Origin of the sequence: Streptomyces canus (genome assembly GCF_041435015.1) — a bacterium.
Taxonomy (GTDB): domain Bacteria; phylum Actinomycetota; class Actinomycetes; order Streptomycetales; family Streptomycetaceae; genus Streptomyces; species Streptomyces canus_G.
Genome location: NZ_CP107989.1, coordinates 2,024,252 through 2,045,139, shown reverse-complemented (window position 1 = coordinate 2,045,139; position 20,888 = coordinate 2,024,252). Strand labels below are relative to the sequence as shown.

Below are 20,888 nucleotides of genomic sequence, written 5' to 3'. Positions count from 1 at the left end.
GGCCGCCTCCGCCATGGCCGGATTCAGCGAGGTCCGGATGGCCCAACTGGAGTGGGCCACCCAGCACTTGGATCCGCCGTTCGCCGTGGTGGACCTCGATGCCTTCGACGCCAACGCCGGCGATCTGGTGCACCGCGCGGGCGGCCGCGCCACGATCCGCCTGGCCAGCAAGTCGGTCCGCAGCCGCGACCTGATCCAGCGCGTCCTCCGGCGCCAGGGCTACCGGGGCATTCTCGCCTTTACCCTGCCCGAAGCCCTGTGGCTGGCCGAGGACCACGAGGACGTGGTCATCGGCTACCCGACCGCGGACCGCACCGCGTTGCAGCAGCTGGCCAAGGACGAGCGGGCGGCCTCACGCATCACCCTCATGATCGACTCCGTCGCCCAGCTGGACTTCATCGACGAGGCCATCGGTGCCGCCCGCCCCCCTCTGCGGCTGTGCATCGATCTGGACGCCTCCCTGGAACTGGCCGGCGGGCGCATCCACCTGGGCCCCTACCGCTCTCCCGTGCACACCCCGCACCAGGCCGTCACGCTTGCCCGGGCGATCCAGAGCCGTCAGGGGTTCCACCTGGCCGGGGTCATGTCCTACGAAGGACAGATCGCCGGCATGGGTGACAACCAGCCCGGATCCCCTCTCAAGCGCGCTGCACTCCGTGCCATGCAGCGTCTGTCGGCACGTGAACTGGCCGACCGGCGCGCCGCCGCGATCGCCGCAGTCGAGACCGTCGCCCCGCTGGAGTTCGTCAACGGCGGCGGCACCGGCTCCGTGGAGCAGACCTCGGCCGAGCACGTCATCACCGAGATCGGCGCGGGTTCGGGCCTGTACGGACCGGGGTTGTTCGACTTCTACCGACGCTTCCGTCCCCGGCCCGCCGCCTACTTCGTCATGTCGGTCGTACGCCGTCCCACGGACGAGATCGCCACCGTACTCGGGGGCGGTTGGGTCGCCTCCGGCCCGCCCGGCCGCGACCGCCTGCCCAGTCTCAGCTGGCCCCGGGGCCTGCGGATGAATCCGCTGGAAGGAGCGGGGGAAGTGCAGACACCGGTGCTCGGTCCGGCAGCTCACGGGCTGCGCCTCGGCGACCACGTGTGGTTCCGGCACGCCAAAGCCGGCGAACTGTGCGAGCGGGTGAACACCCTCCACCTGGTGTCCGGCAGCGAAATCGTCGGCCAGGCCCCCACGTACCGGGGTGAAGGGCACGCCTTCCTCTGACCCATTTCCTCTGTCCGCGGCCCACCTTCTGCCGGAGGCCCGATGCTCCCCGACGTCAACTCACCCGCTCCTGCCCTTGCAAGCCCCCTCGGCCCGGCCACCGGCCAAGGACCGGCCGCGCCCGTCTCGCGCCGCTGGACCAGTCTGTACGGTCTGGTGTGGTTCGGCTTCTGGATGGCCAACCTCGTCCCCCTCCAGCTGCTGCTCCCCCAGCAGCTGGAAGCGATCGATCCGGCCTCTAAGGTCTACGACTTCGCCATCGTCAACGGTGTCTCCGGGCTGGTCGCACTCGTCGCCCTGCCCCTGTGCGGCGCCCTGTGCGACCGTTCCCGCAGCCGCTTCGGCCGGCGCAGACTCTGGCTCACGGCGGGCGCTGTCGCCTTCGCCGTCGGGCTGATCGTCACCGGCGCGCAGACCACCGTGACCGGTGTGGTCGTGGCGTGGGCGGCCGGCATGATCGGTCTCAGCGCAGCCACCGCCGGGCTCACCGCCATCATCGCCGACCGCGTTCCCGAAGACCAACGCGGCATGATCTCCAGCGCCATCTACGGTCCCCAGGCCCTCGGCGTGGTCGTCGGCATCGCCCTCGTGTCGGCTTTCGGACTCTCCCCCATGTCCGGGTTCGCCGTCATCGCGGTCCTGCTGATCGTCTGCCTGGTGCCGTTCCTGGCCGCCCATCGCGACATCGCCTTCAACGCCGAGGCACCGCTCAGCATCGGGGAACTGCTCGTATCGATGGGCAGCTCGCTCAGGAACCGGGAATTCGCCTGGGCCTTCGGCGGACGGCTCCTGGTGAATCTGGCGAACTCGCTGGGCACGTGTTACACGCTCTACTTCCTCACCGACGATCTCAAAGTCACCGATCCGGCCGGCAGCCTGCTGGTCTGCACCGTTCTCTATCTCCTGGCCGGCCTTGTGGCCACCGCCGCCGCCGGTGTGCTGTCCGACCGCCTCGGCCGACGACGGATCTTCGTCGCCCTGGCGGCGCTGCTCCAGGCTGCTTCCGGCTTCCTGCTGGCGAGCGCCCCGAGCCTCACCGTCATGATGGTGGCATCCGCTCTCATGGGCGGCGGCTTCGGTGCGTACATGGCCGTCGACCAGGCTCTGATCACACAAGTACTCCCCGACGCCGAGAGTCGGGCCAAGGACCTCGGCATCATGAACATCGGCTCGGTCGTTCCCCCGGCAATCGCCCCGTTGATCGCCGGAGCGATCATCAGTTCGCAACACGGCTACCCGCTTCTCTTCGCGCTCGTGGGTGCGGCCGCCGCCGTCGGAGCGCTCCTTGTGTACCGCATCCGTTCCGTCCGCTAGATACGCGCGTGGCACCACCGCCCAGCTCACCGAGGAGGAGTAGGACGTGGCAACGACCCGCTACAGCGCGCACACGGGCAAGAACCGCGCGAACAGGAGTGTGTGGCGGAACTGGGCCGGGAACGTCACGGCCCGCCCAGTGAGGGACGTCGCACCCGCCTCGGTCGATGAGCTCTGCGCCGTTGTGCGCGAGGCGGCCGAGGACGGCCTGCCGGTGAAGCCCGTCGGCAGCGGCCACTCGTTCACCGCCGCTGCCGCGACCGAGGGCGTGCTGATACGGCCTGACCGCCTGACCGGCATTCGCGCCATCGACCGGGAGGCCGGAACCGTGACCGTGGAAGCGGGCACACGCCTCAGGGACCTGAACGTCGCCCTGGCCCGGGAAGGCCTGTCACTCACCAACATGGGCGACATCATGGAGCAGACCGTCGCCGGCGCGACCAGTACGGGCACCCATGGCACGGGCCGCAGCTCGGCAGCGATCGCGGCCCAGATACGCGGCCTTGAACTGGTGACGGCGGACGGCTCGTTGCTCACCTGCTCCGAGAAGGAGAACCCGGACGTGTTCGCCGCTGCACGCATCGGGCTGGGCGCGCTCGGGGTTGTCAGTGCCATCACGTTCGCCGTGGAACCACTGTTCCTTCTCACCGCGCAGGACGAACCGATGACGTTCGACACGGTCACCGCGACCTACGACGAACTCCACGCGGCCAACGATCACTTCGAATTCTACTGGTTCCCGCACACCGGAAACTGCAACACCCTGCGAAACAACCGCAGCACAGGTCCGCTCGCCCCGATGGGCCGGTTCAGAGGCTGGTTCGAGGACGAGTTTCTCTCCAACGGTGTTTTCCAGGCAGCCAACTCGCTTGGACGTGCCGTGCCGGCCGCCGTCCCGGCCATAGCGAGGGTGTCGAGCCGGGCTCTTTCCGCCCGCACCTACACGGACATCCCGTACAAGGTCTTCACATCCCCCCGCCGGGTGAAGATGATCGAGATGGAGTACGCCCTCCCGCGCGAGGCACTGATCGGCGCCCTGCGCGAGTTGAAGGCCATGGTTGACCGTTCGGATCTGCGGATCAGCTTTCCCGTCGAAGTGCGTACGGCACCCGCGGACGACATCACCCTCTCCACGGCGTCGGGCCGTGAGAGCGGATACATCGCCGTCCACACCTACCCGGGCATGCCCTTCCGTGAGTACTTCGCCGCGGCGGAGCGCATCTTCACCGCGCACGGCGGACGCCCGCACTGGGGCAAGCTGCACACACGTGACGCCGACTACTTCGCGGCGGCGTATCCACGCTTCGGTGAATTCACCGCACTGCGTGACCGCCTCGATCCGGATCGGCGCTTCGGCAACGCATACCTTCGACGAGTCCTGGGCGACTGACCCGGCCCTGTCCACAGCTCATTACCGAAAGGTGGTAGGTAAACCCATGTCCTCCACACAGCTGACTTCGGTGGCAGATCTACCCGCCATTGAGGACTTCATCACATTCGACAATTTCTCACGCAACTTCGTTAAAGCGGCATGGGAGTTGCGGGGCCGAGAAGGAACCGACTTTCTCCGGGGCCCGATGAACAGTCTCGTCGTGCTCCGTAACAAAGACGCCAGAACGCTCGCGGCGAATCCGGCGTTGGGCAACGTGCCCGCGGACATCGTCCTGTGGATGGCCACCGAAGCGGATCTCGGCTCCGGGCCCGTGACCAAACCGGATCCCGAACAGACCGAAGGGTACGGCAGGTTCCTGCGGAACCAGGTGTTCACCTCCAACCCTCCGCTGCATCAGCCGTACCGTAATCTCCTGGTCCGGCAACTGCTGCCCCGGAACATCCTCCGTTTCGCTCCCGCCGCCGCACGCCTCGCACAGGAACTTGTCGAGGAGTGCGCCGGGCGCGACCGGACCGACTTCTCCCGGGAGTTCGCCGGGCGGTTCGTCACCCGCTTCTGGGCCGAGCAACTCGGGCTGAGCAGCGACCAGGCGGCGCACGTCCAGCACCTCATGGAGGAGATGAGCCTGACGTTCCTGCTCACCCGCACGCCCGAGCAGTCGCAGCGCCTGTTCTCTGCTGCGGCGACGTACATGGACGTGGTCGGAGAAGCCGTTCGGAAGGCCTGGTCGGACGGAGGCAACGCGCTTCTCGACGACATGGCGGCCGAACTCACCACGATCGACATGGAGGGCAAGCCGGAGGACATCGGCTCGTTGGTGGCCTCGAACTTCTTCGACGGCTTCCACACGATCGGTGTGGCGATCGAGAACGTGGTCTTCCGGATGCTGAGCGACGGGACGGCCCTGGAACAGGTCCGTGCTGACCCGGCGTTGGTCACCAGTGCCTTCTACGAGGGCACACGTCTGGAGTCCCCGCTGATGCTCAGTCAGCGACTGACGCTGCAGGACGTCGAGTACAACGGCGTCTCCGTCCCCGCCGGCACACCGGTCCTCATGATGTGGGCCGCGGCCAATCGCGATCCCGAGGTCTTCGACGACCCCGACAGCTACCGGCTGACCCGGCAGATCCAGCACGGCGCGACCTTCGGCGGCGGTGCCCATCTGTGCCCAGGCAGGAACGTGGCCCGGATGCTCACCGAGATCGCCGTGACCGCCCTGACCGCGCCCGATGTCGATATCGCACTGGTCGGGGACGATCACGAATGGGCGGCCCACTCCATGATGCGGCAGCTGACGGCGTTGCCGGTCACCATCCGACGGGTGCACCGGTGAAGACCGTCGTCATCGTCGGTGCGGGACAGGCCGGCTCGGAACTGGCCGTGGCACTGCGGCAGAACGGTTTCAGCGACCGAATCCTGCTCGTCGGAGCCGAACCCCACCTGCCCTACCAGCGCCCGCCGCTGTCCAAGGCGTTCCTGCACGGCAAAGTCGATCAGGTGGCACTGCGGATTCGCGCCCTGGACACCTACACCAACGCCGGCATCGAGGTCGAACTCGACACTGCCGCGGTCGGGATTGACCGCCGGACACGATCCGTCGCCTTGGCCGACGGGCGCACGCTGCGCTACGACAAGCTGGCTCTCACCACCGGTGGCAGTCCGCGTCCTCTCCGATTCGGCTCCGGCCACGTCCCAGGCAGGACTCTGCATCACCTCGACGACGCGATCGCGCTGCGGCAGGAACTGCAGTCCGGTGGCACCCTACTGATCGTCGGTGGCGGATTCATCGGCCTGGAGACGGCGGCCGCCGCGACCGACATGGGGATCGCGGTGACGCTCGTAGAGGCCCAGCCGCGAGTCCTGGCCCGGACGTGCCCACCGGCCGTCTCCGCCTTCGTCGAACGCGAGCACCGCAGTCACGGTGTCGATCTGCGCACAGGCGTGTCCGTGCGCAGCGTCGCCCGGCGCGACGGAGCCCTCCTTGCGGAGCTCAGCGATGACACCGTGGTCAGAGCCGACCTGATCCTGACTGGCGTGGGGATCGCTCCGAACGACACCCTCGCCGCCACCGCGGGACTGGCCGTCGACGACGGTGTCCTGGTCGACGCCGTGGCCCGGACCGAGGACCCCGACATCGTCGCCGCGGGCGACTGCACGCGACAGTGGCACGGTTTCCTCGGCCGCAGCGTACGCCTCGAATCCGTTCAGAACGCCACTGACCAGGCCAGAACCGCGGCCCGGACCCTGTGCGGAAAGCCGACCGAGCGTTTTACGGCGCCCTGGTTCTGGTCCGATCAGTACGACCACAAGATCCAGACGGCCGGCCTGCCGCAGACCGGCGACACAGATGTCGTCCGCGGCGACCCGTCATCGAACTCCTTCAGCGTGGTGTATCTGCGCAACGGCATCATCACCGGCCTGCACGCGGTCAACCGGCCGCGGGATTTCACGGCCGCCCGGCAACTCGTCACGGCGCGGGCCGCCATGACCGGGGATGAAGCCGCCTCCGAAGACCTCCCGCTGTCCGAACTGATGAAGCGACACCAATCCACCGCAGAAAGGCGTGCCTGACGTGCCAGTGATCAAGTTCATCGAGGCCGACGGAACACCGCACCCCGTGGAGGCCATCGTCGGCCAGAGCCTCAAGCAAGCGGCACTCGACCATCTCGTGCCCGGCATCATCGGCGACTGCGGCGGCTGCGCTTCCTGCGGAACCTGTCACGCCTACATCGACGAAAAGCACCTGCCGCTCCTCCCTCCGGCTGACGAAAACGAGGAGATGATCCTCGAGGGGGTACCGGCGTCACGCACCTCCAACAGCCGCCTCACCTGCCAAATCCCTGTGACAGCCGACATGGCCGGGATGGAAGTACACATTCCTGACACTCAGTTCTAAGGGACGGGTCATGTCTCGAGTGCCAGGGTGGCTCGGGCAGGCTCGGTGCCGGGCTCACCGAGCTGAGTAAGCGGCTCGACGAGCGGCGCGCCGACGTCGACCAGGAGAGTCGAGAGTCACAGGGCGAGCAAAAAGACGACACGGCCCCCGAAGAGTCCGGCGCGTACGAGCCCTCATCCCCTGCAGGCACGGACGAACCCGTCCCCGTTCCTGTCCCCAACCAGGGGACAACGCGCGGGTTCAGCGGTTGGCCCCTGCAAGAATCCGCGAACACGTGCGCTTCCGCACAGGCGAACCTGGAGTTATGCGCACGCCTGTGCGGGTACCCGGCGGCCATGGAGCGCTTGGATCACCTGGAGCATCTGGACAAGCATCTGGTCGACGAGCTGGCGCAGGTGGCACGCGAGACCGTACGGGACGAGCTGCGCGAGCAGACGCGCAAGCAGCGCCGTACGGCCATGCTGTACGCCGCCTCCGGTGCCGTTGCGCTGTACGCGGGAGCGGCACTGGCACTTGCCGTGGGACTCGCCCTCGCTCTCGGGCTGCCCGACTGGGCCGCCGCGCTGATCACCGCCGTGATCCTGGGGGCCGTGGCGTATGTGCTGCGCGGTGCCGCCAGGCCCGCCGCGTCCCGGCCCACGGCCGGGCGGGCGGAGACGCCGGCCGCGCCGCCGAGCGGGCTCGGGACGCCGTATCCGCCCATGCCGCCCGTCGCCCCCGAGGCAGCGGGCACACCGGAACCGGCCGCGGCGCCGCGGCAGGACGACATCGACCCCGAGCAGCCGCACCACCGGGCGTGACGCGTGGTGCGCGACGCACGGAAGGAACGGGCGTGAAGCGCGGCAAGGTCGTCGTGGTGACCGGGGCCAGCGGCGGGGTGGGACGGGCCACGGCCCGGGCCTTCGCCGAACGCGGGGCCCGGGTCGCCCTGTTGGCCCGGGGGCGCGAGGGCCTCGCGGCCGCCGCCGACGACGTGCAGCAGGCGGGCGGCGAGGCGCTCGTCGTGAGCGTCGACATGGCCGACTCCAAGGCGGTCGACGACGCGGCCCAGCAGGTCGTGGACGCCTTCGGGCACATCGACGTCTGGGTCAACAACGCCTTCTCCGGGGTCTTCGCGCCGTTCACCGAGATCACGCCGGACGAGTTCCGCCGGGTGACCGAAGTGACGTACCTGGGCTATGTGTTCGGCACCCGGGCCGCCCTCCACCACATGCTGCCGCGGGACCGCGGGACTGTCGTGCAGGTGGGATCCGCGCTGGCCTACCGGGGTATTCCGCTGCAGTCGGCGTACTGCGGGGCCAAGCACGCCATCCAGGGCTTCAACGAGTCCCTGCGGTGCGAGCTGCTGCACACGGGCAGCGGTGTCCGTACGACGATGGTGCAGCTGCCGGGCCTCAACACACCCCAGTTCGACTGGGTGTTGAACCGGATGCCGGGCCGGGCGCGTCCTGTGGCGCCGGTGTATCAGCCGGAGGTCGCCGCTCGCGCGATCGTGCACGCGGCCTTCCACGCGCGGCGGCGGGAGTACTGGGTCGGCGGGTCCACGGTGGCCACGCTCATCGCCAACGCGGTCGCGCCGGGGGTGCTGGACCGTTACCTCGCCCGCACCAACGTCGAGGCGCAGCAGGAAGAGGGGGAGCACGGTGGTCCCTGGAACCTGTGGGTGCCCGCGGACGGGCCGCACGGGCGGGACTTCGGGGCGCACGGGCGGTTCGACGAGGAGGCCCTCTCCAGCAGCCCGCAGGACTGGTTGTCCAGGAACCGGGGACGCATGCTCGTGGCCGCCGCGGCCGGTGGGCTGGGCGCCGCGGTGACCGTCGGGCTGCGGCGTCGGGGCTGAACCCGACGCAGGCTGGTCGTGCGGTGCAGGCTGGTCGTGCGGTGAGAGCAGTGGGGGTTCAAGCCACCCGGTACTCCTCCACCTCCTCCGTGCGCAGCGTGAGGCCGTGTCCCACACCCGCCACCGGGCGGACCGTGCCGCCCGTCGGGTCCAGTGCCCCGGCGAAGAACATGTCCTCGATGCGGACGTGGTCGTGGAACCACTCGATGTGCCGGATGTTGGGGATCGCGGCGGCCGCCGCAGCGTGCGCGTGCGGGGCGCAGTGGGTGGAGATCTCCAGGCCGTGGGACTGGGCCAGGGCCGCCGCACGGAGGAACTCCGTGATGCCGCCGCAGCGGGTTACGTCCGCCTGGAGACAGTCGACCGCGCCGGCCGTGATCATGCGGGCGAAGTACGGGAGGTCGTAGCCGTACTCACCGGCCGTGACATCGCAGACCAGCGCGTCGCGGACCAGGCGCAGACCGGTCAGGTCGTCGGAGGACACCGGCTCCTCGAACCAGCCGACGCCGTGCTCCACCAGGGCGTTGCCCACCCGGATGGCCTGCTTGCGGGTGTACGCGCCGTTCGCGTCGACGTGCAACTCCGCGTCCGGGCCGATGACTTCGCGGGCCGTCCGGACCCGGGACAGATCGCGGTGGACCGCGTGCCCCCAGCTCTCGCCGATCTTCAGCTTGACGCGGGGAATGCCCTGACCGTGCACCCAGCCGTTGAGCTGCGCGGCCAGATGCGTGTCGTGGTACGTCGTGAAGCCGCCGCTGCCGTAGACGGGAACGCGTTCGCGGGCGACGCCGAGCAGGTGCGCCAGCGGGAGCTCCAGGAGGCGGGCCTTCAGGTCCCACAGGGCGATGTCGAGGGCCGAGATCGCACAGGCCGCGATGCCGGGGCGGCCCGCGTTGCGGACCGAACGGCACATCGCCTCGTGCAGCGCCGGGATGTCCAGCGCGCTGCGGCCCTCGACCAGCGGGGCGAGGTGCTCGGTGAGGAAGTCGCCGACCGCGGCCGGGCCGTAGGTCCAGCCCGTGCCGGTCTCGTCACCCGTCGTCACCTCGACGATCACCATGGTCGTGGTGTCCCACGACAGCGTGCCGTCGGCCTCGGGGGCGTCGGTCGGCACCGTGTACACCGAGACGACCGGCTTGAGAAGTTTCATCGTTCATCCCTGCTGGAGCTGAGGCAGCACCTTCGTACGGTAGAAGTCGAAGAAGCCGCGCTGGTCGGGTCCGATCTGGTTGACGTAGACGCGGTCGAAGCCCGCGTCGGCGAACGCGCTCAGCGCCGCGACATGCTCGTCCACGTCGTCCCCGCACACCGCCTTCTCCCGCACCATCTCCTCGGTGACCAGCGGCTCCAGCTGCTCGAAATGGCTCGGCGAGGGCAGGATCTGGGCCATCTCGCCGGGCAGGAACTGGTTGAACCACAGCTTGCGGACCGTACGGACGCACTCGTCCCGGTCGACGCCGTAGCAGAGCTTGGTACCGCCGATGACCGGCTTCCCGGCCCCGCCGCCCTTGCGGAACTGCTCGACCATCGACTCGTCCGGCGTCATCGTGATGTAGCCGTCGCCGACCCGGGACGCGAGCGCCGTGGCCGCCGGGCCGAAGCCGGAGATGTCGATGGGCACGGGCTCGTCGGGGATCGTGTAGAGGCGGGCGTTCTCGACCGTGTAGTGCGGGCCGTGGTGGTTGACCTCCTCGCCCGTGAAGAGGCGCCGCATCACCTGGATCGACTCCTCCAGCATCTCGAGCCGGATGTGCGCGGGCGGCCAGACGTGGCCGAGGACGTGCTCGTTGAGGGCCTCCCCGGAGCCGACGCCGAGGCGGAAGCGGCCGTTCGTCATCACGGCCGAGGTCGCCGCGGCCTGCGCCACGACCGCCGGGTGGATCCGCACGGTCGGGCAGGTCACGGCCGTCTCGATCGGAAGGGACACCGCCTCCGAGAGCGCGCCGATCACCGACCAGACGAAGGGGCTCTGGCCCTGCGCGTCGTTCCACGGGTGGTAGTGGTCGGAGATCCACAGCGAGCTGAAGCCCGCCTGCTCCGCCATCCGCGCCTGTTCGACCAGCTCCGCGGGGCCGAACTCCTCGCACGACAGGAAATAGCCGTATTCGGGCATGGGGGTACCTCCGGCGGCTCCATGAACAGTGGGCTTCGTCCGAGTACCCGGCGGCCCGTACGGAAACCGGCGTTTGGGCGCCCTGGCCAGGGGGACGCGGAAGGCTCCCGAGGTACGCGACAGCCCCGGAGGCGAACCGTGAGTCGACCCCGCATCGTGATCGTCGGTGCCGGCTTCGCCGGGTACCGGACGGCCAAGGAACTGTCCCGAAAAGCCCGCGGCAAGGCCGACATCACCCTGCTGAACCCGACCGACTACTTCCTGTATCTGCCCCTGCTGCCCCAGGTGGCCGCCGGGATCCTGGAACCCCGGCGGGTGACCGTCTCCCTCTCCGACACCCTGCCCCGGGTGCGGCTGGTGCTCGGCGAGGCCGACGGCATCGACCTGGACGGCCGCACCGTCCACTACACCGATCCCGAGGGCACCCGCGGCACGCTCTCCTACGACCGGCTGGTGCTGGCCGCCGGAAGCGTCAACAAACTGCTGCCCATCCCCGGCGTCGCCGAGCACGCGCACGGTTTCCGGGGCCTGCCCGAGGCGCTGTACCTGCGGGACCACGTGACCCGGCAGGTGGAGCTCGCCGCAGCAGCCGACGATCCCGAGACCTGCGCCGCCCGGTGCACCTTCGTCGTGGTCGGCGCCGGTTACACGGGCACCGAGGTCGCCGCGCACGGACAGCTGTTCACCGACGCGCAGGTGCGCAGGCATCCGCTGCGGAAGGGCATGCGGCCGCGCTGGCTCCTCCTGGACCTCGCGGAGCGGGTCCTGCCCGAACTCGACGTGCATCTGTCCCGCACCGCCGACCGCACGCTCAGGGAACGGGGTGTGGAGGTGCGGATGGGCACCTCCGTGAAGGAGGCCACGCCGGAGGGAGTGCTGCTGACCGACGGCGAGTTCGTCGCGACACGGTCGCTGGTGTGGTGCGTGGGCGTACGGCCCGATCCGCTCGCCGAATCTCTCGGGCTGCCCATGGAACGCGGCCGGCTGCTCGTCGATCCGAACCTGCAAGTACCGGGGCGGCCCGAGGTGTTCGCGTGCGGTGACGCGGCCGCGGTGCCCGATCTGGAGAATCCGGGGCAGTTCACGCCGATGACGGCGCAGCACGCCTGGCGGCAGGGGCGTACGGCGGCCCTCAACGTCGCCGCCTCCCTGGGAGCCGGTGTGCGCCGCCCCTACGACCACCGGGACCTCGGCTTCGTCGTGGACCTCGGCGGAGTGAAGGCCGCCGCCAACCCACTGGGCGTCCCGCTGTCCGGCCTCGCGGCCGGTGCGGTCACCCGTGGCTACCACCTCGCCGCGATGCCGGGCAACCGTGTCCGGGTCGCCGCCGACTGGCTGCTGGACGCCGTACTTCCGCGCCAGGCCGTCCAGTTGGGCCTCGTACGCTCCTGGTCGGTACCGCTGGACACGGCCTCGCCGGAACTGGCACGGGTCCCGGGCCGACCGCAGGCCCGCCAGGAAGCAGACGCGCGCTCCGGTCCCGGGGCGGCGACGGAGCAGGAGACGAGGCCGGGATGGAGGCCGACCGAGCCGCCCGTGCCGGCGGTGGAGCAGGTCGAGCCGGGAGAGCCCGTTGTGGAGCAGACCGATGCGCAGGAGCCGACGGTGGTGGCGAGCGCGGGCGAGGCGGTGATCTCGGAGGCGAAGGCGCGCGAGGCGGCCGAGCAGAAGTCGCCCGAACGGCAGGTGTCTGAGCGGGAGTTGCTTGAGCGGCAGGCGCCTGAGCAGAAGGCGTCCGAGCCTGCGAAGAACCAGCCTGGTGGTGAACCGGCGAAGAACCAGCCTGGTGGTGAACCGGCGAAGAACCAGCCCGGCCCCGAGCCCGCCAAGAGCCAGCCCGGCCCCCAGCCCGCCAAGAACCGCCCCAGCCCCGAACCCACCAAGAGCCAACCCGCCCCCAAGCCCGCCAAGAACCAACCCCACGGTGAGCCGGCTCAAGCCCCCGGCCCCGTCAAGCGCACCGACGCGGACCCCGCAGAAGGAGACTCATGAACACCGGTGAACTCGTCGAACTCGGCCAGCAGTTGCGCGTGGACAGTGTGCGCGCCGCAGGGGCCGCGGGCTCCGGGCACCCGACCTCGTCGATGTCCGCCGCGGACCTGATGGCCGTACTCCTCGCGAACCACTTCCGCTACGACTTCGACCGCCCCGAACACCCCGGCAACGACCGCTTCGTGCTGTCCAAGGGCCACGCCTCGCCGCTGCTGTACTCCGCGTACAAGGCGGCCGGTGTCGTCGACGACGAGGAGCTGCTGACCTTCCGCAAGCTCGGCAGCCGACTCGAAGGACATCCGACGCCGCGCAAACTGCCCTGGGTCGAGACAGCGACCGGATCCCTGGGCCAGGGACTGCCGGTGGGCGTCGGCATCGCACTGTCCGGGAAGCGGCTGGACCGCACCGGCTACCGCGTGTGGGTGCTGTGCGGCGACAGCGAGATGGCCGAGGGCTCGGTGTGGGAGGCCGCCGAACACGCCGGGCACGAGCACCTCGACAACCTCACCGCGATCGTCGACGTCAACCGGCTCGGCCAGCGCGGCCCCACCCGGCACGGCCACGACCTCGACGCCTACGCCCGCCGCTTCCAGGCCTTCGGCTGGCACACGATCGAGGTCGACGGGCACGAGGTGGACGCCATCGACCGCGCGTACGGCGAGGCCGAGTCCACCAAGGGCCAGCCCACCGCGATCCTCGCCCGCACGCTCAAAGGCAAGGGCGTCGCCGACGTCGAGGACCGCGAGGGACTGCACGGGAAGCCGCTGAAGAACGCCGACGACGCCATCGAGGAGCTCGGCGGCGTACGCGACCTCCGTGTCCAGGTGCACGAGCCGCCGGCCGCCCGCATGCTGCACGCCGTCCGCGCCGGGCACCTGGAACTGCCCCGATGGGACACCGGTGAGGAAGTGGCCACCCGCGACGCCTACGGGCAGGCCCTCACCGCCCTCGGCACCGGACGCGGTGACATCGTCGCCCTCGACGGCGAGGTCGGTGACTCCACCCGCTCCGAGTTCTTCGCCAAGGAACACCCCGACCGCTACTTCGAGTGCTACATCGCCGAGCAGCAGATGGTCGCGGCCGCCGTGGGACTCGCCGCGCGCGGCTGGGTGCCGTACGCCGCCACCTTCGCGGCCTTCCTCACACGCGCCTACGACTTCGTGCGCATGGCCTCCATCAGCGGTTCCGGCATCAACCTGGTCGGCTCGCACGCGGGCGTGGCCATCGGGCAGGACGGGCCCAGCCAGATGGGCCTGGAGGATCTCGCGATGATGCGGGCGATCCACGGCTCCACCGTGCTGTACCCGTGCGACGCCAACCAGACCGCCCACCTGGTCGCCGCGATGGCGGGCCTGGACGGCATCCGCTATCTGCGCACGGGCCGCGGCGAGAGCCCGGTGATCTACGGCCCCGACGAGGAGTTCCCGATCGGCGGCAGCAAGGTGCTGCGCTCCTCCGAGAGCGACCGGCTGACGATCGTCGCCGCGGGCGTCACCGTGCACGAGGCACTGAAGGCCGCCGAGGCGCTGGACCAGGAGGGCATCCGCGTCCGGGTCGTCGACCTGTACTCGGTCAAGCCCGTCGACCGCGCCACCCTGCGGCAGGCCGCCGAGGACACCGGCTGTCTGCTGACCGTGGAGGACCACCGCGAGGAGGGCGGTCTCGGTGACGCCGTCCTCGAGGCCTTCGCCGACGGCCGGCCGGTACCGCGCCTGGTGCGCCTGGCCGTCCGTACGATGCCGGGCTCGGCCTCGCCCGAGGAGCAGCTGCATGCCGCGGGCATCGACGCCGAGTCGATCGCGGCCGCCGGCCGGCTGCTGGTGGAGCAGGCGATCGTGCCGTGACCAGGGACGACGTACGGACCGTACGGGCGGGGATGCACACCGTCGAGGTGCACCGGCCCGACAAGGTGCTCTTCCCCGGCGGCGAGGGCGCCAAGGAGTACACCAAGGGCGATCTCGTCGACTACTACCGGTCCGTCGCGCCCTTCATGCTGCCGCACCTGCGGGGCCGTCCGCTGATGCTGGAACGGCATCCGGACGGCGTCACCGGCCCCCGGTTCATGCAGAAGAACACCCCGGACACCTACCCGGAGTGGATCCGCCGCGTCGAGGTGGCGAAGGAGGGCGGCACCGTCTGCCACACCGTCTGTGACGACACCGCCACCCTCCTGTACCTCGCCGACAAGGCCTCCCTCACCCTGCACCGCTGGCTGTCCCGGGCCGGCAGCGTCGAGCGGCCCGACCGGATGGTCTTCGACCTCGACCCGGCCGGGGACGACGACTTCGCCGCGGTCCACGAGGCGGCGCGGCTGCTCGGGGAACTGCTCGACGAGCTGAACCTGCCCTCGGCGCTGATGACCACCGGCTCGCGCGGGCTGCATGTCATCGTGCCCCTCAACGGCCGGCACGACTTCGACGAGGTCAGGGAGTTCGCCAAGGACGTCGCCGACACCCTGGTCGCGGGCCACCCCGACCGGCTCACCACCGCCGCCCGCAAGAAGGACCGCGGTGACCGCCTCTACCTCGACGTACAGCGCAACGGCTATGCGCAGACCGCCGTCGCACCCTTCACCGTACGGGCGAAACCCGGCGCTCCCGTGGCCACCCCGATGGCCTGGGACCAGCTGGACGACCCGGACCTGGACGCCCGCCGCTGGACCATCGCCGACGCGGTCGAACAGGCCCGCAGCAATCCGTGGGCCGGGGTCATGGCCAAGGGGCGCGCCCTCGGTCCCGCCCGGCGCAGGCTGAACGCGTTGATGCCCTCTTGAAGGTTTGGCGAAGGAACGAACGGCCACCCGAGGTGAGAGGTGCCATGTCGAACACAAAAAGCTCATCCGAATCACAGAATTCACGAAACTCCCGCAGACGGACAGAAGAGGACACGGAAGAGAACGTGGCAGAGGACCGGCGGCCGAAGCCCATGGAGGTGCTGCGCAACGCGCGCACCCAGCTCGCCGAGCTGACCGGCATGACCGCCGAGAACGTGTCGTCCTTCGAACAGACCGAGGACGGCTGGGCGCTCGAGATCGAGGTCCTGGAACTGTCCCGCGTGCCCGACACGATGAGCCTGATGGCGAGCTATCAGGTCGAACTCGACCCGGAAGGACAGCTCACCGGCTATCGGCGCGTTCGCCGTTACGAACGCGGGCGCGCGGACGCACACCGGCAGGGCGGCCGTTAGGCCGCCCCACCGCACAGACATTCATTCACCAGCACACAGAAGAGGAGGCGCGGTCGACATGACCGTTGTCCCGGCACAACAGGGCGGTGGCGGAGGCGGCTCCAGCGGCCTCTACGACGTTCTGGAACTGGTCCTCGACAGGGGTCTCGTCATCGACGCGTTCATACGGGTCTCCCTTGTCGGCATCGAAATCCTGAAGATCGACGTCAGGGTCGTCGTGGCCAGCGTCGACACCTATCTGCGCTTCGCCGAAGCGTGCAACCGGCTGGACCTGGAGGCCGGGCCGCGCAAGGACCCCGGACTGCCCGACCTGGTTGGCGAGATCACCGAGTCCGGCGCCCGCGGCAAGTCCAAGGGAGCGCTCTCCGGCGCCGCCGAGACCATCTCCGGTGCTTTCAAGCAGGCCCGTGACGAAGGCCAGACGGAGTCCAGGCCACGAGCCCGCAAGGCGACGTCCTCGTCCTCGCGCCGGAAGGAGGAAGAGGAGTGAGCACGTACGTGTACGGCATCACCGCCGCTTCCCACCCCGCGCTGCCCGAGGACATGGGAGGGGTCGGCAACCCCGCACTTCCGGTGCGGGTGCTGACGGAGGGCGATCTGGCGGCCATCGTCAGTGACGCTCCCGAAGGGCTGCGGCCCAAGCGCCGTGACCTCCTCGCCCACCAGAACGTCCTGAGCGAGGCGGGCGCGGGCGGCTGCATCCTGCCCATGCGGTTCGGCAGCGTGGCACCCGACGACGGCACCGTCACCGGGGTGCTCGCGGAACACTCCGAGCACTACAAGGAGCGCCTGCGGACCCTCGACGGCAAGGTCGAGTACAACGTCAAGGCCACCCACGACGAAGAGGCCGTACTGCACCGCGTGATGTCCGACAACCCGGAGATCCGCGCCGTGACCGAGGCGAACCGGAAGGCGGGCGGCGGCAGTTACGACGACCGTCTCAGGCTCGGCGAGATGGTCGTGGCCGCGGTCAAGGCCCGTGAGGCCGAGGACGCCGGCGAGGTGCAGCGCGCCCTGGAAACGGTCGCCGACGCGATCAGCGTGGGCCCCGAGTCCTCGGGCTGGCTCGCCAACGTGTCCTTCCTCGTGGAGCGCGACGCGGCGGCGTCCTTCCTGGAAGCGGTGGACCAAGTGCGCAAGGACCATCCGCACCTCGACCTGCGGGTCAACGGCCCGCTGCCGCCGTACAGCTTCGTCGACCCGGGTCCGGCCGAACCCGCGGGCACCACGGTCGGCATCGACCACGCGGAGGAGTGAGGCGGCGATGGGTCTCATCGGAGAGGTACTGCTGCTGCCGTTCGCCCCGGTCCGCGGCAGCGGCTGGGTGATCAGACAGGTGCTGAACGAAGCGGAGCGCCTCTACTACGACCCGGCCACGGTCCGGGCCGAACTCGCCCGGCTCGAGGAGCGACTCGAGGCGGGCGAGATCGACGAGGAGGAATTCGACCGACAGGAGGACGAGCTCCTCGAACGACTGGAGATCGGCCTGCGCGGCGGCGCGGGGACTGGCGACGGGACGACACGATGAACCGAGTGGGAATGGGCCTCGCGATAGGGGCCGGATACGTCCTCGGACGTACGAAGAAACTGAAATTCGCGTTCGCCGTCGGCACGCTCGTGGCCGGCAAGCGGATGCACCTGAGCCCGCGGGCCGTGGCTGACCTGGTCTCCCAGCAACTGCTGAAGAACCCGCAGTTCAAGGAGATAGGGGACACGCTCCGCGAGGACCTGCGAGGCGTCGGCAAGGCGGCGTCGGGTGCCATGGTGGAGCGGCAGATCGACGCGATCGCCGACCGGCTGCACGGCCGTACCGCCGAGGTCCGCGACCAGCTCTCGGGCGTGGTGCCGGAGGTACCGGGCCTCTCCGAGGACGAGGACGAGGAGTCCGAGGGCGACGAGGAGCCCCGCGAGGAGGAGACTGGGGACACGGAGGCCGAGGCCGACGAGGAGCCCTCGGACGAGCACGAGGACGACGAGGCGGACGAGGCCGGGGACGAGCAGGACGAGGCTCCGGCCGCGGTGAAGAAGACCGCCAAGAAGGCCCCCGCCAAGAAGACGGCCGCGAAGAGGGAGCCGGGCGGCAAGCCGCCCGCGAAGAAGGCGGCGCAGAGCCAGGGCCGTACGACCGGCAAGAAGACCGCGGCCAGGAAGACCACGGCGAAGAAGACGGCCGCCAAGAAGGCGACCGCGGGCGGCGGGGCCGGTCGAGGCGCCCGGGCCCGGCTGCCGAAGGGAGGCGGTGAGTGATGACCGAAACGCTCGGATCCGCCGGCAAGGCGACTGACAAGGCGAAGAACAACCCGCTCACCGACGTGGCCCACAGCGAGGCCGCCGACCGGCTCAAGGCCGAGCTGCAGGAGTACGTCTCCGCGCAGGCCCAGCGCATGCTGGTCGGCGTCGGCCGCAAGCTGGGCGAGACCACCGGCAAGCTGAACGACATCGCCGAGGGCAACAGCCCCGGCTTTGCCAAGCTCGCCCTCGACGGCGGCCGCAAGCTCGCCGAGGGCAAGGGACCAGTGCGCTCCGCGCTGGAGGTCGGCGCCACCCGCGCGAAGGACAACGTGGTCGGCGCGCTGAAGAACCTCGGCGGCGGCAAGGGCAAAGGCAAGGGCAAGGGCGGCGCGGGCCAGAAGCCCACGGTGATCATCGAGTTCATCGACGTCGGCGTGCCGCTGCGCACCGCCTACGACCAGTGGACCCAGTACCAGGACTTCTCCACCTTCGCGAAGGGCGTCAAGAGCGCGAACCGCGCCGACGACACCCACAGCGACTGGCAGGCGAAGATCTTCTGGTCCAGTCGCGGCTGGAAGGCAACCACCACCGACCAGGTCCCCGACGAGCGGATCCGGTGGACGTCGGAGGGCGCCAAGGGCACGACCAAGGGCGTCGTCTCCTTCCACAAGCTCGCCGACAACCTCACCCGTGTCCTGCTGGTGATCGAGTACTACCCGCAGGGCCTGTTCGAGAAGACCGGCAACATCTGGCGCGCCCAGGGCCGCCGGACCCGGCTGGACCTCAAGCACTTCGCCCGCTTCATCACCCTCAAGGGAGAGGCGGAGGACGGCTGGCGCGGGGAGATCGAGGACGGCGAGGTCGTCAAGAGCCACGAGGACGCGGTGGCGGAAGAGGAAGAGGCCGAGGGCACCGAGGAAGAAGAGGAAGAGCAGGAAGGCCCGTACGCCGAGGACGAGACCGAGGACGGGGGCGAGGGCGAGCCCGAGGACGAGTACGAGGAGTACGACGAGGAGGCCGAGGAGGAGCCCGAGGCGGAGGAGGCCGAGGACGAGGCACCCGCGGACGAGGAAGACGTGCCCGAGGAAGAAGAGGAAGAGGACTACGAGTACGCCGAGGGCGGGAGCCGACGATGAGCATGCCCAGCCGGCTCCCGGATCCCTACGGCCAGGGGAGCGGCGCCAACCTGGCCGACATCCTGGAGCGTGTGCTGGACAAAGGCATCGTCATCGCGGGCGACATCCGCATCAACCTGCTCGACATCGAGCTGCTCACCATCAAACTGCGGCTCATCGTCGCCTCGGTCGACAAGGCCAAGGAGATGGGGATCGACTGGTGGGAGGACGACCCGGCGTTGTCCTCCCGCGCCCGTCGTAACGAACTCGCCCGGGAGAACACCGAGTTGCGCGAGCGACTCGCACGTCTCGAAGAGCTGGAGCCCCGCCGTGCCGAGGAGGAGAGTTCGTGACCGGACTGCGCTACGTGTACGCCGTCTGCCGCCCCTTCGGCACCCCGTTGCAGGCCCAGCTGAGCGGGGTGGCCGGTGATCCGCCCAGACTGCTGAACCACCACGGCCTGGTGGCCGTCGTCAGTCATGTGCCGGAGCGGGACTTCGCCGAAGAACCGCTCCACAGGCATCTGGAGGACCTGGAGTGGCTCAGCACGACCGTGCGTGCCCACCAGAGCGTGATCGACGCGCTCACCGTCGTCACCACTCCGCTGCCGCTCCGGCTCGGCACCGTCTTCCGTGACGACAGCGGCGTCCGGGTGATGATCGAAGAACGCGAGGAAGGCTTCCGACGCATCCTCGACCGGCTTCAGGGCCGGGTGGAGTGGGGCGTCAAGGTGTACGCCGAGCAGGCGGCCCCGGCCCGTGAGGAGCCCACGGAGACGCCGGCGAAGCCGGTCTCGGGCCGGGACTATCTGCGGCAGCGACGCGAGCGGGTGCGTTCGCACGAGGACATGTGGCAGCAGGCGGAGGCCTTCGCGACCCGGCTGCACGAAACGCTTTCCGGATACGCCGAGGACGCGCGGCTGCACGCCCCGCAGAACCCCACGCTTTCCGGAGCCTCAGGACAGAACATTCTGAACGCCGCCTATCTTGTGCCGCGCGGCGAGTCCGAGGAATTCGTGGAAATGGTGGACCGGACGAAGGACGACGTCCCGGGAATGCGGGTGGAACTCACCGGCCCCTGGGCGGCCTATTCCTTCGCGGGGGAGGAACAACAGCCGTGACCGTCATCGAACGCCGCGAGGTGGCCCTCGTGGACCTTCTCGACCGGCTGCTGGCCGGCGGGGTCGTCATCACGGGGGACATCACCCTGCGCATCGCGGACGTCGACCTCGTGCGCATCGACCTGAACGCGCTGATCAGCTCGGTCAACGCGCAAGTTCCCTCACCGTTTGAGGAGTTGTCGTGACGGCTCGACGCAACCGGCTGGATCTGGAGCCCGACACGGTCGAGCGCGACCTGGTCAAGCTCGTGCTGACCGTCGTGGAGTTGCTGCGGCAGCTCATGGAGCGCCAGGCGCTGCGCCGGTTCGACGAGGGCGACCTGAACGAGGAGCAGGAGGAGCGGATCGGGCTCACTCTGATGCTCCTCGACGACCGCATGACCGAACTGCGCGAGCGGTACGGACTGCGGCCCGAGGACCTGAACCTGGACCTCGGGCCGCTGGGACCGTTGCTTCCCCGGGAATGAATTCC

Annotated in this window: 23 protein-coding genes; 21 read left to right on the top strand and 2 right to left on the bottom strand. The window is 69.7% G+C overall.

Annotation, left to right across the window (positions count from 1 at the left end):
• The first annotated feature begins 13 nt into the window (after positions 1-13).
• The 8 genes from OG841_RS09260 to OG841_RS09225 all read left to right on the top strand — a co-directional run bounded on the left by OG841_RS09260 (position 14) and on the right by OG841_RS09225 (position 8,659).
• Entirely contained in the window at positions 14-1,216 is a 1,203-nt protein-coding gene (locus OG841_RS09260) for an amino acid deaminase/aldolase (protein WP_328643702.1), read from the top strand.
• Positions 1,217-1,258: 42 nt separating this feature from the next.
• Complete coding sequence (locus OG841_RS09255) at positions 1,259-2,530, top strand: MFS transporter (RefSeq protein ID WP_371564415.1); 1,272 nt, start codon at positions 1,259-1,261, stop codon at positions 2,528-2,530.
• A gap of 46 nt (positions 2,531-2,576) precedes the next feature.
• Positions 2,577-3,920, top strand: coding sequence for a D-arabinono-1,4-lactone oxidase (locus OG841_RS09250; RefSeq protein WP_328641873.1), 1,344 nt, complete (start codon positions 2,577-2,579; stop codon positions 3,918-3,920).
• Complete coding sequence (locus OG841_RS09245) at positions 3,856-5,256, top strand: cytochrome P450 (RefSeq protein ID WP_371564412.1); 1,401 nt, start codon at positions 3,856-3,858, stop codon at positions 5,254-5,256. Before OG841_RS09250 ends, OG841_RS09245 begins: the two co-directional genes overlap by 65 nt.
• Complete coding sequence (locus OG841_RS09240) at positions 5,253-6,494, top strand: NAD(P)/FAD-dependent oxidoreductase (RefSeq protein WP_371564410.1); 1,242 nt, start codon at positions 5,253-5,255, stop codon at positions 6,492-6,494. The genes OG841_RS09245 and OG841_RS09240 overlap by 4 nt, the downstream gene beginning before the upstream one ends.
• A gap of 1 nt (position 6,495) precedes the next feature.
• A complete protein-coding gene (locus OG841_RS09235) occupies positions 6,496-6,819 on the top strand; it encodes a 2Fe-2S iron-sulfur cluster-binding protein (protein ID WP_327722104.1) in 324 nt (107 codons plus the stop codon).
• A gap of 335 nt (positions 6,820-7,154) precedes the next feature.
• Positions 7,155-7,619, top strand: a complete 465-nt coding sequence (locus OG841_RS09230) for a phage holin family protein (RefSeq protein WP_328641876.1) — start codon at positions 7,155-7,157, stop codon at positions 7,617-7,619.
• 32 nt (positions 7,620-7,651) lie between these two features.
• Positions 7,652-8,659, top strand: coding sequence for an SDR family oxidoreductase (locus tag OG841_RS09225; protein ID WP_371564407.1), 1,008 nt, complete (start codon positions 7,652-7,654; stop codon positions 8,657-8,659).
• A gap of 58 nt (positions 8,660-8,717) precedes the next feature.
• On the opposite strand, the gene OG841_RS09220 is transcribed toward OG841_RS09225, so the two are convergent.
• A complete protein-coding gene (locus OG841_RS09220) occupies positions 8,718-9,809 on the bottom strand; it encodes an enolase C-terminal domain-like protein (RefSeq protein ID WP_371564405.1) in 1,092 nt (363 codons plus the stop codon).
• 3 nt (positions 9,810-9,812) lie between these two features.
• Positions 9,813-10,772 carry an LLM class F420-dependent oxidoreductase gene (locus OG841_RS09215; RefSeq protein WP_328641879.1) on the bottom strand — a complete coding sequence of 320 codons (960 nt, stop codon included), beginning with the start codon at positions 10,770-10,772 and terminating at the stop codon, positions 9,813-9,815.
• Between the two features lie 138 nt (positions 10,773-10,910).
• Between OG841_RS09215 and OG841_RS09210 the strand changes: the two genes are divergently transcribed.
• Genes OG841_RS09210 through OG841_RS09150 form a run of 13 tightly spaced genes read left to right on the top strand, consistent with a single transcriptional unit; the run spans position 10,911 to position 20,883 of the window.
• Entirely contained in the window at positions 10,911-12,764 is a 1,854-nt protein-coding gene (locus OG841_RS09210; protein WP_371564403.1) for an NAD(P)/FAD-dependent oxidoreductase, read from the top strand.
• On the top strand, positions 12,761-14,608 hold the full coding sequence (locus OG841_RS09205; RefSeq protein ID WP_371564401.1) for a transketolase: 1,848 nt from the start codon (positions 12,761-12,763) through the stop codon (positions 14,606-14,608). Before OG841_RS09210 ends, OG841_RS09205 begins: the two co-directional genes overlap by 4 nt.
• Positions 14,605-15,537 carry a non-homologous end-joining DNA ligase gene (gene ligD, locus OG841_RS09200; RefSeq protein ID WP_371564399.1) on the top strand — a complete coding sequence of 311 codons (933 nt, stop codon included), beginning with the start codon at positions 14,605-14,607 and terminating at the stop codon, positions 15,535-15,537. Before OG841_RS09205 ends, ligD begins: the two co-directional genes overlap by 4 nt.
• A 44-nt stretch (positions 15,538-15,581) precedes the next feature.
• Positions 15,582-15,950, top strand: coding sequence for a gas vesicle protein GvpO (locus OG841_RS09195; RefSeq protein ID WP_365122409.1), 369 nt, complete (start codon positions 15,582-15,584; stop codon positions 15,948-15,950).
• A 58-nt stretch (positions 15,951-16,008) separates the two neighbouring features.
• Positions 16,009-16,440, top strand: coding sequence for a gas vesicle structural protein GvpA (locus OG841_RS09190; RefSeq protein WP_328641884.1), 432 nt, complete (start codon positions 16,009-16,011; stop codon positions 16,438-16,440).
• Entirely contained in the window at positions 16,437-17,207 is a 771-nt protein-coding gene (locus OG841_RS09185; RefSeq protein WP_328641885.1) for a GvpL/GvpF family gas vesicle protein, read from the top strand. The genes OG841_RS09190 and OG841_RS09185 overlap by 4 nt, the downstream gene beginning before the upstream one ends.
• A gap of 7 nt (positions 17,208-17,214) precedes the next feature.
• Positions 17,215-17,478, top strand: coding sequence for a gas vesicle protein GvpG (locus tag OG841_RS09180; protein WP_266391806.1), 264 nt, complete (start codon positions 17,215-17,217; stop codon positions 17,476-17,478).
• Positions 17,475-18,197, top strand: coding sequence for a DNA primase (locus OG841_RS09175; RefSeq protein ID WP_365122405.1), 723 nt, complete (start codon positions 17,475-17,477; stop codon positions 18,195-18,197). Before OG841_RS09180 ends, OG841_RS09175 begins: the two co-directional genes overlap by 4 nt.
• Positions 18,197-19,318: an SRPBCC family protein gene (locus tag OG841_RS09170; RefSeq protein ID WP_328641887.1), complete on the top strand. Its 1,122-nt coding sequence runs from the start codon at positions 18,197-18,199 to the stop codon at positions 19,316-19,318. The genes OG841_RS09175 and OG841_RS09170 overlap by 1 nt, the downstream gene beginning before the upstream one ends.
• Positions 19,315-19,650 carry a gas vesicle protein gene (locus OG841_RS09165; RefSeq protein ID WP_328641888.1) on the top strand — a complete coding sequence of 112 codons (336 nt, stop codon included), beginning with the start codon at positions 19,315-19,317 and terminating at the stop codon, positions 19,648-19,650. Before OG841_RS09170 ends, OG841_RS09165 begins: the two co-directional genes overlap by 4 nt.
• Positions 19,647-20,417 carry a GvpL/GvpF family gas vesicle protein gene (locus OG841_RS09160; protein ID WP_371564391.1) on the top strand — a complete coding sequence of 257 codons (771 nt, stop codon included), beginning with the start codon at positions 19,647-19,649 and terminating at the stop codon, positions 20,415-20,417. The genes OG841_RS09165 and OG841_RS09160 overlap by 4 nt, the downstream gene beginning before the upstream one ends.
• The gene (locus OG841_RS09155) at positions 20,414-20,602 is read left to right on the top strand and encodes a gas vesicle protein (RefSeq protein WP_057608231.1); all 189 of its coding nucleotides are present in this window, start codon (positions 20,414-20,416) and stop codon (positions 20,600-20,602) included. The genes OG841_RS09160 and OG841_RS09155 overlap by 4 nt, the downstream gene beginning before the upstream one ends.
• Positions 20,599-20,883 (top strand): gas vesicle protein K, encoded by a 285-nt coding sequence (locus tag OG841_RS09150; protein ID WP_057608230.1) that lies wholly within the window; start codon positions 20,599-20,601, stop codon positions 20,881-20,883. Before OG841_RS09155 ends, OG841_RS09150 begins: the two co-directional genes overlap by 4 nt.
• Positions 20,884-20,888: the final 5 nt, after the last annotated feature.

Bases quoted from the DNA above. Each gene is read 5' to 3' on its own strand.
- OG841_RS09260 (WP_328643702.1), top strand. From the start codon at position 14: ATGGCCGGATTCAGCGAGGTCCGGATGGCCCAACTGGAGTGGGCCACC.
- OG841_RS09255 (WP_371564415.1), top strand. From the start codon at position 1,259: ATGCTCCCCGACGTCAACTCACCCGCTCCTGCCCTTGCAAGCCCCCTC.
- OG841_RS09230 (WP_328641876.1), top strand. From the start codon at position 7,155: ATGGAGCGCTTGGATCACCTGGAGCATCTGGACAAGCATCTGGTCGAC.
- OG841_RS09220 (WP_371564405.1), bottom strand. From the start codon at position 9,809: ATGAAACTTCTCAAGCCGGTCGTCTCGGTGTACACGGTGCCGACCGAC.
- OG841_RS09215 (WP_328641879.1), bottom strand. From the start codon at position 10,772: ATGCCCGAATACGGCTATTTCCTGTCGTGCGAGGAGTTCGGCCCCGCG.
- OG841_RS09205 (WP_371564401.1), top strand. From the start codon at position 12,761: ATGAACACCGGTGAACTCGTCGAACTCGGCCAGCAGTTGCGCGTGGAC.
- OG841_RS09195 (WP_365122409.1), top strand. From the start codon at position 15,582: ATGTCGAACACAAAAAGCTCATCCGAATCACAGAATTCACGAAACTCC.
- OG841_RS09190 (WP_328641884.1), top strand. From the start codon at position 16,009: ATGACCGTTGTCCCGGCACAACAGGGCGGTGGCGGAGGCGGCTCCAGC.
- OG841_RS09180 (WP_266391806.1), top strand. From the start codon at position 17,215: ATGGGTCTCATCGGAGAGGTACTGCTGCTGCCGTTCGCCCCGGTCCGC.
- OG841_RS09175 (WP_365122405.1), top strand. From the start codon at position 17,475: ATGAACCGAGTGGGAATGGGCCTCGCGATAGGGGCCGGATACGTCCTC.
- OG841_RS09170 (WP_328641887.1), top strand. From the start codon at position 18,197: ATGACCGAAACGCTCGGATCCGCCGGCAAGGCGACTGACAAGGCGAAG.
- OG841_RS09165 (WP_328641888.1), top strand. From the start codon at position 19,315: ATGAGCATGCCCAGCCGGCTCCCGGATCCCTACGGCCAGGGGAGCGGC.